Below are 13373 nucleotides of genomic sequence, written 5' to 3'. Positions count from 1 at the left end.
GCTACGCCACCGCGTGCAGCGACCCTGGCTCGGCCAGGAGCCCGCGTTCGCGCAGGACCGGGTGCACGCCCTCACCCACCCAGTACGCCTCCTCCAGGTGCGGGTAGCCCGAGAGGATGAACTCGGTGACGCCGAGGTCGTGGTACTCGGCGAGCCGGTCGGCGATGTCCTCGTAGCTGCCCACCAGCGCCGTCCCCGATCCCGGGCGCAGCAGGCCCGGCCCCGCCCACAGGTTCGGCGAGACCACGAGGTTGTCCCGGCTGCCGCCGTGCAGCGCGAGCTGGCGCTTCTGGCCTTCGGACACCGCGCTCCCGAGCGCTGCCTGCATGCCGTCGACGACGTCGTCGTCCGCCCCGTCGAGCCAGCACTCGGCAGCCGCCCACGCCTCGTCGGCGGTGGGGCGCGCGATGACCTGCAGCCGGATGCCGAAGCGCAGCGGGTCGGGCTGTTCGCGGATCTGCGCGCTGAGCTCCTTGACGCTGTCGATCTGCCTCGCGATGGCCTCGGGCGGCTCGCCCCAGTGGAGGAAGACGTCGGCCTGCCGCGCGGCGCAGCGCAGCGCGGCGGGTGACGCGCCCCCCAGGTAGATCTCGGGGAACGCCGGCGGGTTGACGACGAAGGCGCCCGTGACCTTGACGTACTCGCCGTCCATGGAGAACGGCTCGCCCGTCCACGCGCCGCGGAAGGCCTCGAGCCATTCCTCGCCGCGGACGTAGCGCTCGTCCTTGCCGAGGTAGTCGCCGAACCGCTGCTGCTCAGGGTCGTCGCCGCCGATGACCGTGTTGAGCAGCAGCCGGCCGCCGGAGATGCGCTGGTAGGTCGCGGCCTGCTGCGCGACGAGCGTCGGCGAGGCGAGGCCCGGGCGGAGCGCGACGAGGTACCGCAGCTTCGTGGTCATCGCCGTGAGCGCCGCGGTCGTGATCCACGCGTCGTCGCACCAGGTCCCGGTCGGCGTCAGGGCGGCGTCGAAGCCCATGTCCTCGGCCGCACGGGCGATCTGCGCGAGGTAGTCGATCGACGGCGGGCGGGCGCCCGGCTCGTCGTCGGGCCGGCGATCGTGGCGACCCATGACGCGCAGCGATCCGAGGATCGACCGGGCGTCGCCGGTCGTCGGCAGGTACCAGTGCGTGGTGATGGCCATGCCCGCATCTTCGTCCGGGCCGCGCCCCACGTCCAGCCGCACCTGGTGGGCCGCCCGCAGGACGACCCACCGGTGCCGCCCCCGACGCTCAGCCCTGCTCGCGGGCGTGCCGCGGGAGCCACCACGTGACGGTGAACGCCGCCACCAGAAAGCCGACCGCCACCAGCAGCGCGTGGTCGGCGGCCCGGACGAAGACCGCCGCGGACGTGCCGTCGCCGACCACGTCGAACAGGACGGTCCCGACCACCGCGATCCCGAGCGACATGCCGAACTGCTGCACCGACTCGAGGAGGCCCGAGGCCGAGCCGAGCTGGGTGGGCAGCACCCCGGCCAGGATCACGTCGAACATCGGGACGAAGACCATCCCCATGCCGAAGCCCGTCAGCGCCAGCGGTGCCGCGAGCGACCAGGCGCTCAGGTCCGCGCCCGCGTCGCGCAGGACGAGGTCGACCAGCACCAGGCCGGTCGCCATCGTCGCCGTCCCGATGTGGATCGTGGTCCGGCCGAGACGCTCGAGCAGGACGGACGAGGTGATCGAGCCGAGGATCGCCGTGAGCGGGATGGCGATCGTGGCGACGCCGCACTCCAGCGGCGTGAACCCGAGCCCGGCCTGCAGCATCACGTTGAGCGCCAGGATCATCCCGCCCATCGCGCCGATGAAGCAGACGACGAGCACCAGGCCGCCGACGTAGGCGCGGCGCCGCAGGATCGACGGATCCACGAGCGGGGCGCGGCGGCCGTCGCCGCCGCGGGCGAGCTTGCCTTGCCGGACGCCGAACGCCGCCAGGACGCCGAGGCCGGCGAACACGAGCGCGACCGACCACGCCGGCCAGCCGAGCTCACGGCCCTCGATGAGCGGGTAGATCACTGCGAAGACGCCGAAGCCCGCCAGCCCGATGCTGGGCAGGTCGATGCGGCCGCCCGGAGCCGACGGCGGCACGTCGGGCAGGTACCGGCGGCCCATCCAGATGGCGGCGATGCCGATCGGGAGGTTCACCAGGAAGATCGCCCGCCAGCCGGTGCCGAACAGGTCCAGGTCGACGAGCGCGCCGCCGAGGACCGGGCCGAGCACGGCGGACATGCCCATCACCGGGCCGAAGACCGCGAACGCCTTCTGCTGGCCGGCGTCCCCGAAGAGCTCGCGGATCAGGCCGAAGCCCTGCGGCAGCATGATCGCGCCGACCGCGCCCTGCAGCACGCGGGCAGCGATGAGCGCATCCGTCGACGGCGCGAGGGCGCAGAGCACGGAGGCGCCCGTGAAGCCGGCCATGCCGATCAGCAGGACGCGGCGCCGGCCGAACAGGTCGCCAAGCCGACCGCCGACCAGCAGGCCGACGGCCAGCGCGAGCGTGTAGGACGCGGAGATCCACTCGATGCTCGTGTAGGACCCGCCGAGGTCCGCGCGGATCGCGGGCGCGGCCGTCTGGGCGATCGTCGAGTCGAGCAGGTCCATGACCGCCGCCGTGATGACGACGAGGAACCCGAGCCAGACGCGGCGCGGGATCGGCGGCGTCTCGTCCGTCGTCGCCGGTGGCTCCTTGAGCAGTGCTGTCGGGGGTGGGCTGGGCGCGGTCGTCGTGGCCATGTCCGGAATCCTCTCGCGGCTCGCGGTCAGGTATTGACCGCAATTGCTCGCTTGCGGTCAGCTTTTGACCGCAAGGCCTGCGACGATCACCATATGTCCGTTCCGACGTCGTCCCGCCTCCTCGCGTTGCTCTCGCTGCTGCAGCAGCGGCGCGAGTGGAGCGGTCCCGAGCTCGCGGGCCGGCTCGAGGTCGGCTCACGCACCATCCGGCGCGACGTCGACAAGCTGCGGGGACTCGGGTATCCGATCGAGGCGGCGCCCGGTGTCGCGGGCGGCTACCGCCTGGGCGCGGGCGCCGACCTGCCGCCGCTGCTGCTCGACGACCAGGAGGCGGTCGCCGTCGCGATCGGGCTGCGGACGGCGGCGACCGGGTCGATCGGCGGGATCGAGGAGACGTCCGTGCGCGCGCTCGCCAAGCTCGAGCAGCTGCTCCCCGACCGGCTGCGCCGCCGGGTCCAGGCGCTCGCCGGCGCGACGTCGGCGTTCCAGGTCGACGGTCCCCAGATCGACCCCGACCTGCTGGCCACGATCGCCTCGGCCTGCCGCGACGGGGTGCGCCTGAGCTTCGCCTACGGCGCGAAGGACGGTGCCGAGACCCGGCGCGAGACCGAGCCGAACGCGCTCGTCCACTCGGGCTGGCGCTGGTACCTGGTCGCGTACGACCTGGACCGCGAGGACTGGCGGACGTTCCGCGTCGACCGCATCGCCGGCGGCGTGCGGCCCGGCGGTCGCGGGCGCCGGCGCGAGGTCCCGGGCGGCGATGCGGCGGCCTACGTCAAGCAGTCCATCCGCGGGTCGACCACGACGGCCAGCCCGGTCCCGGGCCGGGTGCGCGTGCACGCGCCGTTCACCGAGCTGACCGGCCGCGTCCCCGCGAGCCGCGCGACCGTCACGCCGGACGGCGACGCGCACTGCATCGTCACCACGGTCGGCGGCTGGTCGCGACCGTTCCTCGTGTGGATCGCGCTCATGGACCACGACCTCACGGTCCTGGATCCGCCTGAGTTCGTCGACGAGGCGCGGCGGGTGGCCATGCGCCTCGGTGGCCGCAGCGCGGAAGCGGCCTGACGCTCGCCCCGGCGGGGGGTGCTTACGACGAGGCGGCGTCCGGGAGCGACGGGCCGCGCCCTTCGGCCATCGCCTTCAGCCGCTCGAGCGACTCGACGTTGCGGCCGCGGACCAAGAGGTGGGTCAGGGGGTTGAAGACCAGCTGCGTGAGCTTGTCACCCGCGTCCTCGACCATGATCACGCGGGTGCCACCGTTCTGGGGCCGCAGCTCGAGCGACACCAGCGCGGTCCCGAGCGGGCGCGCCTTGGCCTTCAGCTTCAGCACGTGCGGGGCGTCGCTCTCCAGGACGCTGGTGTGGTCGGCGACCTTCAGCGGACCGATGCCGACCTTGTGGTGGAACGCGGTCCCGACCGCCGGAAACCCGGGCTCGACATCGCGGATCTCGCTCGAGCCGACGACCCAGTGTCCGTAGCTGCGCCCGTCCGCGAGGACCGCCCACACGCGCTCCGGCGGGACATCGACATGGATCTCGTTGCGGGCCACACCAACCGGGTGCCCCAGCCGTCCTGGCGCAAACGCGCGTGCGGCCGGCCGGGTCCACCGACCGCGAACGCGGCGACGCTCCAGGCTGCGGTCGGACTGCGCCGCGGAGACGACCCGGCGCGGTCAGACGGGACGCAGCAGGTCCGGGTCGCCCTCGACGACCTCCGCTGCGAGCGTCTTGTAGCCGACCGTGTCGAAGACGACCGTCAGGCGATCGTCGTCGACGTGGCCGACCTGGCCGTGGCCCCAGGCGTTGTGCTGCACGCGGTCCCCGGTGGTGAACCCCGCGGTCGCAGCCGCGACGGCGGTGCCGTCCCGCTCGTCGGCGTCGCAGACGTCGCATGCCCCGCACGGCGCGTCGTAGGGCTCGCCGAAGTAGCCGAGCAGCAGCGCGCGCCGGCAGCTGCGGCTCTCGGCGTAGGCGCGCATCATGTCGACGCGGGTCCGGTCCAGCGCCTTGCGGTGCGCCTCGCCGGACTGGCCGGTGGCAACCGCCTCCTCGACGCTCGGCGCGCCGGGCGGCCGCCGCACGCGTCCGTCGCCGAGCACCTCCGCGAAGCCCAGGCGCTCGAAGTGCTGCAGGGCCGTCGCGAGCTTCGTGTCGGACAGGTGGAGCCGGTCGGCCAGGACGCCGGGCTCGGTGGGCTCGTCCTTGTCGGCCAGCGCCCGCGCCACCCGGTCGATCTCGGCGCCGCGCACCCGGCCGGCGGCGAAGTAGCGCCGAAGCCCCAGGTCCTCGGCGCGGAAGAACAGGACGACGCGGGCGGGATCGCCGTGCCGGCCGGCGCGCCCGACCTCCTGGTAGTAGGCGTCCACGGAGGCGGAGACGTCGTGGTGGGCGACCCAGCGCACATCGGGCTTGTCGACGCCCATCCCGAAGGCGATCGTGGCGACCATCACCTGGACGCCGCCGGCCGGGTCCATGAACGCGGCCTGGCGCTCGTCGCGGCGCGCCGCGCTGTGACCCGCGTGGTACGCCACCGCCGCAACGCCGCGCTCCTGCAGGGCCGCGGCGACGGCGTCCGTCGCCTTCTGCGTCGCGCAGTAGACGATCCCCGGACCGGCGGCCTCTACGGCGAAGTCGACCACCGCCGCGCGTTTGGCGTCGGCGTCCCGGAAGGTGCGGACCTCGAGGTGCAGGTTCGGGCGGTCGAACCCGCGCACGACGACCTCGGGGTCCTGGAGCGACAGGATCTCCGCGATCTCCTCGCGGACCTGCGGCGCGGCCGTGGCGGTCAGCGCGAGGATCGGCGGGCGGCCGATCGCGTCGGCGGCCTGGGCGAGGCGCAGGTAGTCCGGGCGGAACTCGTGGCCCCACTGCGAGACGCAGTGCGCCTCGTCCACGACGAACAGCGACGCGCCGCCGTCGCGCAGCGCCGCCTGGACGCCGTCGTCCGTGAGCTGCTCGGGCGCGAGCAGGAGCACCTCGACCTCACCCGCCGCCACCGACTCGAGCAGCTCCGCCCGCTCGGCCGTCCTCAGCGTCGAGTTGAGCATCGCGGCCGCGTCGATCGCGCCCTCGAGCTGGTCGCGCTGGAGGGCGATCAGGGGCGAGACTACGACGGTCAGCCCACCGCGGGCCAGGCCCGCGAGCTGGTAGACGGCGGACTTCCCGGAGCCGGTCGACATCACGCATAGGGTGTCCCGTCCGGCGGCCGCCGCCCGCGCGGCCTCGAGCTGACCGGGCCGCAGCGACGTGTGGCCCAGGCGCTCGGCGGCGAGTGTCCGCAGTTCCTCGTCGGTGACCACGGAGCGGCGCTTGCCCCGGTCCCCCGCGTGGCAATCCGCCCCGGGCCTGCGCGCAGGATCCTGGCGGGAAGCCGCGCTTCCTCCGCACGCGTCGCCGCGTGCGGTGACGCTGCCGCCGGCTGGGCATGCTCGAGCGGTGCACCTCGTCGCCCAGCACCAGTTCGTTGCGATCCTCCGCGCGCAGGAGTGGCGGGCGCCGCTCATCGGCACCTGGACCCGCGGCGGCGCCGGCGACGGCATCGGCCCTGCCGGCGCGCGGGTGCGCTGGACCGCGCCGCCGGACTCGGACGACGTCAACGAGAAGGGCACGTGGAGCAGCGTCGTCGTGGACCCCGGGCCCGCACCCCATCCCGACGTCCGCACCGCGATCGACGTCGCCGGGCTGGGTACCGACCTGCTGACCGGCCCACTGGGCCCCCAGGGCCGCTACCGGCGACGGGGGCTGGAGATCTTCCTCGCGCGCGTGGGCGTCGGCGACGCGGCGACGATCGCCGAGCCGTGGCTGGTGGTGGGCGGCCACGGCATCCACCTGGCGTCCGGGGCGGTCCGCGCACCGGACGGGACGGTCCGGCCCCGGGACCTCGCGGTCGTCCCGCTCCCTGTCACGGACGACCCCGGCCTGGGCCGCATCCTCGCGGAGGCGGTGCGGCTCCAGACGTCGCGGCACCGAGCTGGGCCGTGACCCTGCCCGGCTCGCCGCGCCGCGTTCGCGGCGCCGGGGGTTCCCGCGACGCCGTTCCGGTTAGACCAGGGAGGTGTGCGGTCCGCCTCAGCCGTCCCCGTCGCGGTCGAGGCTCTCCCCGATGAGCCATAGCGTCGGCGGCCACAGCCCGATGAACAACGCGCGACGCTCGGCGTTGCCGCGCTCGTCCTCCCCCACCGTCTTCGCCCGCATCCAGAGCGCGATGCAGGCGACGATCGCCCCCAGCGATGCGGTGTGCAGGTGCCAGCCGCGAAGGCCGACCCGACCGAACAGCGAGACGATCATGCTCGACACCCTGACGTATCTCCTACGGCCTGCACCAGGCCTGGCGCGCGGACGGGGCTAGCGGATGCCGCGCAAGCAGACCCCGGGCAAGCGCCTGGCCACCGCGACCCGCTGGCCGGGCGGCGTGGCGCTGACCATGTGGCGGTACCTGTGGCAGACGGTCCCGGTGCACCGCTGGGACCTGCTGGGCTCGGCCGAGCACGACCGTCCGCCACCGCTGCCGGACGGCGTGAGCGCCGCCGAGGTCCAGACCACCGAGGACGGCGTCGGCCCGTTGCTGCACCGCCTCTACCGCACGCAGATCCGGGGGTCGCTGATGGACTCCGCCGAGCTGATGCAGACCCTCACCGAGGACCTCGACCGCATGGCCCCGTCGACCTTCGCCAGCTTTCAGAAGCTGGTCGGGGAACCCGGGCGTCTCCAGGTCGGGGACGAGTACGTGGTCCGGATGCCGGGACCGTGGGACGGCCCGGTCCGCGTCGTCGCCGTCACGCCGACCGCGTTCCGGCTCGTCACGCTCGACGGCCACTTGGAGGCGGGGCAGATCGAGTTCCGCGTGCACCCGGTCGACAACCGCCTCGAGGTGGTGATCGAGTCCTGGGCGCGCAGCGGGAGCCGGCTCAGCAACCTGCTGTACACGCACGTGGGCATCTCCAAGGAGGTCCAGCTGCTGATGTGGACCTCGGTCCTGCAGCGAATCACGAGGATCGCCGGCGGCCGGCTGCACGGCGGCATCGTCGTCACCACCCGCCACGTGCACTCCCCGGGCCACCAGGTCGACGGGTCGGGCCCCAGCGACGAGCGCACCGAGCGCAGGCTCTCGGGCCTCGAGCAGCGGTCCGTCAACTTCGACACGACGGTCCCGGTCGAGGAGCGCACCCCCGAGAACGGCTGGCGCCGCGACGACATGCGCCAGGCCCTGCCGGGCGAGGCGCCCGGGCCGCCGGCCGACGGCGGCAGCTGGAAGGTCGCGCGCGAGCTGATGAGCGCCTACCAGGTGGCCGACCCCGGCACGGTGCGCGCCAGCTACCGCCCGAACGTCCCCCTGGCGGGCCGGACCATGCTGCTGCAGATCCACTTCCTCGTCCTGCGGTTCCCTGTCGGCGTGCGGGTCGGGGACGTCTACGACGAGACCCGCACCGTCAACGGGGAGACCGCGTACGTCTTCGGCTGGGACTACAAGACGCTCGAAGGGCATTTCGAGCAGGGCCAGATGCACTACGAGGTCTGGAAGTGGGACAGGAGCGGCGCGGTCGAGTTCCGCCTGCACGCGTACTCGCGCGCCGCCCGCAACGGGCCCCTGATCCTGCGCCTCGGGTTCCGCCTGATCGGCCGCCGGCAGCAGCTGGCGTTCTACCGCGAGGCGTGTCGCCGCATGCGGCGCATCACGGAGTCCGAGCTCGAGACCGAGCGCATCGAGCGCCGGAGACCATAGCTCCGGTGGTCGGACGGGAGCCCGGGAACCTGAGCGCCCGCGGCGGACACCGCTCGGGCAGCCCGGCCCGGCTCAAGAACCCGGCCGGCCTGCCGATCACATGAGCGTGAATGCGCGCGCCCAGCCGTCGCCGCCGCTCCTGCTGCTGGTCGGCGTGCTCGGGGCGGCGGTCGCCCTGCACGCTGTCCTCGCCGCGCTCATCGGGCCGGGCGCCCCGGCGCTCGATGCCCTCTACGGCGTGGTCACGGTCCTGGCGGCCGGCGCGTGCCTGGCGGGCGCCGCTCGGCACGCCGTGCCCGCAGCCCGGCGCGCGTGGTTCGTCCTCGGCGCCGGCCTGGTGTGCTGGGTCGCGGGAGACCTGTCCTGGTTGTACGCCGACGTCGCGCTCGGCGGCGTTCCGCTGTCGGACGCGCTCTACCTCGCCTACTACCCGCTGATCGCCTGCGGCGCGTGGGCTATCGCCCGCCGGGACGATGTCCCTGGCCGCGGGATCCTCTCCCTGGACGGCGCCATCGCCGGCACGGCCGTCGCAGCGCTCGCCGCGGCGACGATCCTCCACGGCGCGCTGGCGCAGCCCGTCGGCGGCACGCTGGCGACCGCGCTGAACATCGCCTACGTCGCGGGCGACCTCGTCCTCGTCGTGCTGGCGGTCGGGACCTTCACCGGGCTCCGCGGGACCGGCCGGGACGCCCGCCGCCTGCTGCTCCCCTCGGCGCTCGCGCTGGCGGCCGGCGCCGATGCGGCCTTCCTCGCCAGCTCGGCGGCCGGCACGTACACCACGGGCGGCCTCGTCGACACGGCCTACCTGGCCGCCGTCTGCGCGTTCGCCGCCGCGCCCTGGCTCTGGCGCCCTGCCGGTCCGGACGCCGCCCGCGCGCGCGGAATGGGTCACTGGGACGCGCGCCTGGTGACGGTCGCCGCCGCCGCCACGTCCACCGCGATCCTGATCGCCGCTCCGTCCGGCGTGGCCGCCCGGGTCCTGGCCGCGCTGTCCCTGCTCGGCGTCGTGGTCCGGCTCGTCCTCACGGCCCACCAGACCGAGCGGCTGCTCCACATCCGCGAGCACGAGGCGCTCACCGACGAGCTCACCGGCCTCGGCAACCGGCGCGCCCTGCTCCGCGACCTGGAGGCGGCGACGGCGGACGGCCAGCCCCACCTGCTCACGATCCTCGACCTCGACGGCTTCAAACGCTACAACGACACGTTCGGCCACCCGGTCGGCGACGCGCTGCTGCGGCGTGTGGGGGTCCAGCTCGGCATCGCCGCGCTTCCGGGACGGACGTACCGGCTCGGGGGCGACGAGTTCTGCGTCCTCTGGGCGGGCGGCGTGTCCGCGCCGGCGCTGACCGCGCGCGCGATCGCAGCGCTGACCGAACGCGGTGAGGGATTCAGCGTGACGGCCTGCGCCGGTCACGTGCACGTCCCGCGCGAGGCCGCGACCGCGGTCGAGGCCCTGCGCGTGGCCGACCGCCGCCTGTACGCCGCCAAGGCGGCCGCCGCCGGTCGCGACGACCCGCACACGCGCGCCGCGCTGGTCCGCACGGTGCAGGAGCGCCAGCCCGACCTGGCCCGTCACCACCAGGCGGTCGCCGCCCTCGCCGACGAGGTCGGCCGGGTGCTCGGCCTGGACGCCGAGCAGCGGGACGTCCTGGTGCGGGCGGCCGAGCTGCACGACATCGGGAAGCTCGCGATCCCGGATCAGATCCTGGACAGCCCGGACGACCTGACGGACGACGAATGGCTCTTCATGCGGGAGCATCCCGTCATCGGCGAGCGGATCCTCGCGTGCGCGCCGCCGCTCCGAGGCGTGGCAGCCGTCGTCCGGTCGACCCACGAGCGCTGGGACGGCAGCGGGTACCCGGATCGCCTGGCCGGCCTCGAGATCCCGCTTGCCGCCCGCGTCATCGCCGTCTGCGACGCCTTCGACGTCATCACCACCAGCCGTCCCTACCACCGCGGCGAGACGGTGGAGGCGGCCATCGGCGAGCTGCGGCGCTGCGCGGGCGCGCAGTTCGATCCGCATCTCGTGGAGGCGTTCGTCCGAGCGCGGGCGGCTACGGCGACGGCGGCCCGGCAGGGCTGACCGCCGGCCTGCCGGCCCCGCGGCGGGGCACGCCGTCCCCCCGCCTGGACCCGACGGAGCCGAACGCGGAGATCAGCGCCGGGACGAGGACCTTCCGCACCAGGAACGCATCGAGCAGCAGCCCGATGACCATGACGACGGCGATCTCCCTGAACAGCGTGACGGGCACGAGCGCCAGCAGCGCGAACGACAGGGCCAGCACGACGCCCGCCAGCGCGATCGGCTTCGAGGTCCGGCTGGCCGCGGTGACGATCGCCTCGCGGGCAGGTCGGTCCTTCGCCTCGCGCCAGACGTCACCCGCCAGGAACACGTTGTAGTCGGAGCCGAGTGCGACGAGCAGGACGCCGGCGACGATCACGGTGAAGTACGACAGCCCGTCGTGCCCGAGCGCGCCCTGGAAGAGGTACGTCGTCAGGCCGAGCGCGGCGAGCAGCGCAAGGACGCTCGACGCCAGCAGGTAGAGCGGTGCGATCAGGGCGCGCAGGTAGACGGCCAGGATCAGGAACAGGACCGCGAGGATCAGCGCGCCGATCTTCAGCAGGCTGGCGACGGTGGTGCGGGCCATCTCGGCGGTGATCGCCGTGTCGCCCGCGAATGTGAGGCGTGCGCCGGCGAGGCCACGGTCCGCGAGGGCCGCCGGTGCCGCCGCGGTGATCGCCCGCAGGCCCTCGACCGCACGCCCGCCCAGCGGGTCGTCGCGGAAGATCAGCACGAGGCGCGCCTCGTCACCCTGCAGGCTGAGCCGGCGCGGTGCGGCGAACCCCGCGTCCGCTGGGCCGAGGACCCCGGCCACGCCCGGCCGGCGCTCGAGCCAGCGCTGGAACGACGCGACCTGGCCGTCGTCGCGCTGCAGGCCGGCTCGGCGGAGCAGGACGACGGTTGGCGCGACCACGCCCGGCCCCGCGCCGGCCTTCGCCGCCTCGTACCCGCGGCGGACCTCCGACCCCTCCTGCGCGGAGGCCATCAGCGGGTTCCCGAGCCGGGTCTCGGCGAGACCCGACACCCCGGCGCCGAGTACCACGAGGCACAGGACGCACGCGACGAACGGGTGGTGCACCGAGAGGCGCACGAGCCGGGACGTGTCGGCCGGTGTCGTCACCGCAGTGGCCTCGGCCACCGTCAGCGGGGCCACGGGACGTGGGCGGGGCCAGAACGCCCGGCGGCCGAGGATGGCCAGGCTGGCCGGGACGAACAGCACCACGACCAGCCAGGCCAGGGCGACGGCGCCGGCCATCCCGGGGCCGAACGCCCGCAGGAACTGCAGGTCGGACACGAGCAGGGCGAGGCTCGCGGCGGCGACCGTGGCCGCGGCGGCGGTGACGATCCCCGTGATGGCGGTGGTCGCCTCGATCGCCGCCTCCAGCCGTCCCTGGCCTTCGTCGAGCAGCGTCCGCGCACGGGAGAGGAAGAAGATGCAGTAGTCGGTGACGACCCCGAAGAGGAGCACGACGAGCACCGGCTGCACCTCCTGCGGGATCGCGGTCTGCGAGTGCGTCGCCAACTGCGCGAGCATCCGATCGGTCAGCAGGTACGTCATCGCCACGGCGCCGAGCGTGAGCAGCGGGGCGACCGGCGAACGGAAGTACAGGCCGACCAGGAGCGCGACCAGCACGGCGGTCGCGATCTCGACGAGCGGGAGCCGGTCCAGGATCAGGTCGCCCTGCGCGGCCTGCGCGGGGAGCGAGCCGGTGATGCCCGCGGCGTGCGGTGGCCGCAGCCGGTCCACGACGTCGCGAGCCACCTCGGGCTGGTCCAGCGGCGCGACGTCCGGCCCGAAGAACAGGCCCGTCACGGCAGTCGTCGCGCGCTCTCCCCCGTGCGGCGTGACGGCCGTGTGGTTCACGTACGGCACCGCACCGAGGACGCGGCCGCCGGATGCCCGGGGCACCGCAGCCGCCTGCCGGACGATCGCGCGCTGGTCGGCTGCCGTCAGCCCCGCCGGCCGGCGCTGCACGAGGAGCGTCCGGCTCAGGATCGGGGCGCCGAGCCGTTCGGAGGCATCCTGCTCCGCGGCGACGGCACGCGAGTCCGGCGGGACCAGGCTGCCGAGCCCGCTCGCGCCGCCCGTCGACAGCGCGGGGAGCTCGACCGCGGCGACCGCCACCCCGGCGATCATTGCGACGGCCACCGGCCAGCGCAGCCACACGACGACACGGGCGTACAGACGGGTCACGTCAGCACGCACGGTCGCAAGCGGCGCGGGCCGGTCACCGGGAGGCGACCGGCCCGCTGCAGCTCAGGTGCATGCGCGCCCCCGCGAAGACGTGTCGACTCCGCGGGGAAAGGCTCAGGCGCGGGCTGCCGCCGAGACGCACTTGCCGAACGCGTTGCGGCTCTTGCCGTACTTGGCGGCGAACGCGGCACCGTCGGCCGTGCGCTGCGCCTTGCACGACTTCGCGGCGTTCACGTTGGCGGTCGTCGTCGCTGCGACGCTGGTCGCCTTCAGGCGCTTGGCCTCGGCGGAGACGCACTTCCCGTGGGCGTTGGCGCCCTTCTTGCCGGTGCCGTACTTGGCCGCGAACGCGGCCGGGTCGGCCGCCTGCTCGGCGTCGCAGGTCTTCGTCGCCTGCGTCTTCGCGGCCTTCGCGGCTGCGTCGTCCTGCTTGGCGCGCTTGGAGACGCACTTGCCGAACGCGTTGGTGCGCTTGGCGTTCGTGCCGTAGGTCTCACCGAAGGTCTTCACGCCCATCTGGGCGCGCTCGGTGCGGCACTGCTGCTGGGCCGACGGGGTGGCGCCGGTCGGGGCCTTGGGGGCCGGTTTGTCGGCCGACGCGGATGCAGCGGTGCACCCGAGGACGCCGACGACGATGAGCGATGTGATGGTCTTCATACAGAGCACA

11 protein-coding genes are annotated in these 13373 nt (G+C 74.3%); 4 read left to right on the top strand and 7 right to left on the bottom strand.

What is annotated here, in order from left to right; all coding sequences use genetic code 11:
- Position 1 precedes the first annotated feature (1 nt).
- Together DSM112329_RS05775 and DSM112329_RS05770 are read right to left on the bottom strand one after the other, a co-directional pair.
- The gene (locus tag DSM112329_RS05775; protein ID WP_354700861.1) at positions 2-1141 is read right to left on the bottom strand and encodes an LLM class flavin-dependent oxidoreductase; all 1140 of its coding nucleotides are present in this window, start codon (positions 1139-1141) and stop codon (positions 2-4) included.
- Between the two features lie 88 nt (positions 1142-1229).
- Complete coding sequence (locus DSM112329_RS05770; RefSeq protein WP_354700860.1) at positions 1230-2726, bottom strand: MFS transporter; 1497 nt, start codon at positions 2724-2726, stop codon at positions 1230-1232.
- Positions 2727-2819: 93 nt separating this feature from the next.
- On the opposite strand from DSM112329_RS05770, the gene DSM112329_RS05765 reads away from it, so the two are divergent.
- Positions 2820-3794: a transcriptional regulator gene (locus DSM112329_RS05765; RefSeq protein ID WP_354700859.1), complete on the top strand. Its 975-nt coding sequence runs from the start codon at positions 2820-2822 to the stop codon at positions 3792-3794.
- 22 nt (positions 3795-3816) lie between these two features.
- On the opposite strand, the gene DSM112329_RS05760 is transcribed toward DSM112329_RS05765, so the two are convergent.
- Positions 3817-4278: an SRPBCC family protein gene (locus DSM112329_RS05760; protein ID WP_354700858.1), complete on the bottom strand. Its 462-nt coding sequence runs from the start codon at positions 4276-4278 to the stop codon at positions 3817-3819.
- Positions 4279-4401: 123 nt separating this feature from the next.
- Positions 4402-6027: a RecQ family ATP-dependent DNA helicase gene (locus DSM112329_RS05755; RefSeq protein WP_354700857.1), complete on the bottom strand. Its 1626-nt coding sequence runs from the start codon at positions 6025-6027 to the stop codon at positions 4402-4404.
- Between the two features lie 136 nt (positions 6028-6163).
- On the opposite strand from DSM112329_RS05755, the gene DSM112329_RS05750 reads away from it, so the two are divergent.
- Positions 6164-6709 (top strand): hypothetical protein, encoded by a 546-nt coding sequence (locus tag DSM112329_RS05750; RefSeq protein ID WP_354700856.1) that lies wholly within the window; start codon positions 6164-6166, stop codon positions 6707-6709.
- 87 nt (positions 6710-6796) lie between these two features.
- Here DSM112329_RS05750 and DSM112329_RS05745 read toward each other — a convergent pair whose 3' ends face one another.
- Positions 6797-7015, bottom strand: coding sequence for a hypothetical protein (locus DSM112329_RS05745; RefSeq protein ID WP_354700855.1), 219 nt, complete (start codon positions 7013-7015; stop codon positions 6797-6799).
- Between the two features lie 64 nt (positions 7016-7079).
- On the opposite strand from DSM112329_RS05745, the gene DSM112329_RS05740 reads away from it, so the two are divergent.
- Positions 7080-8450 (top strand): DUF1990 family protein, encoded by a 1371-nt coding sequence (locus DSM112329_RS05740; RefSeq protein ID WP_354700854.1) that lies wholly within the window; start codon positions 7080-7082, stop codon positions 8448-8450.
- A gap of 100 nt (positions 8451-8550) precedes the next feature.
- Positions 8551-10533, top strand: a complete 1983-nt coding sequence (locus DSM112329_RS05735) for a diguanylate cyclase (RefSeq protein WP_354700853.1) — start codon at positions 8551-8553, stop codon at positions 10531-10533.
- Here DSM112329_RS05735 and DSM112329_RS05730 read toward each other — a convergent pair.
- Both DSM112329_RS05730 and DSM112329_RS05725 read right to left on the bottom strand, forming a co-directional pair.
- Entirely contained in the window at positions 10505-12706 is a 2202-nt protein-coding gene (locus DSM112329_RS05730) for an MMPL family transporter (protein ID WP_354700852.1), read from the bottom strand. The two genes, DSM112329_RS05735 and DSM112329_RS05730, sit on opposite strands and share 29 nt — an antisense overlap.
- 114 nt (positions 12707-12820) lie before the next feature.
- Positions 12821-13363, bottom strand: coding sequence for a hypothetical protein (locus tag DSM112329_RS05725; protein ID WP_354700851.1), 543 nt, complete (start codon positions 13361-13363; stop codon positions 12821-12823).
- Positions 13364-13373 lie beyond the last annotated feature (10 nt).

The sequence above is a fragment of the Paraconexibacter sp. AEG42_29 genome (genome assembly GCF_040581415.1).
In the GTDB taxonomy this organism is placed as follows: domain Bacteria; phylum Actinomycetota; class Thermoleophilia; order Solirubrobacterales; family Solirubrobacteraceae; genus Paraconexibacter.
This window is presented reverse-complemented; position numbering and strand designations above follow the sequence as displayed.

Bases quoted from the DNA above. Each gene is read 5' to 3' on its own strand.
- DSM112329_RS05775 (WP_354700861.1), bottom strand. From the start codon at position 1,141: ATGGCCATCACCACGCACTGGTACCTGCCGACGACCGGCGACGCCCGG.
- DSM112329_RS05770 (WP_354700860.1), bottom strand. From the start codon at position 2,726: ATGGCCACGACGACCGCGCCCAGCCCACCCCCGACAGCACTGCTCAAG.
- DSM112329_RS05765 (WP_354700859.1), top strand. From the start codon at position 2,820: ATGTCCGTTCCGACGTCGTCCCGCCTCCTCGCGTTGCTCTCGCTGCTG.
- DSM112329_RS05745 (WP_354700855.1), bottom strand. From the start codon at position 7,015: ATGATCGTCTCGCTGTTCGGTCGGGTCGGCCTTCGCGGCTGGCACCTG.
- DSM112329_RS05740 (WP_354700854.1), top strand. From the start codon at position 7,080: ATGCCGCGCAAGCAGACCCCGGGCAAGCGCCTGGCCACCGCGACCCGC.
- DSM112329_RS05735 (WP_354700853.1), top strand. From the start codon at position 8,551: ATGAGCGTGAATGCGCGCGCCCAGCCGTCGCCGCCGCTCCTGCTGCTG.
- DSM112329_RS05725 (WP_354700851.1), bottom strand. From the start codon at position 13,363: ATGAAGACCATCACATCGCTCATCGTCGTCGGCGTCCTCGGGTGCACC.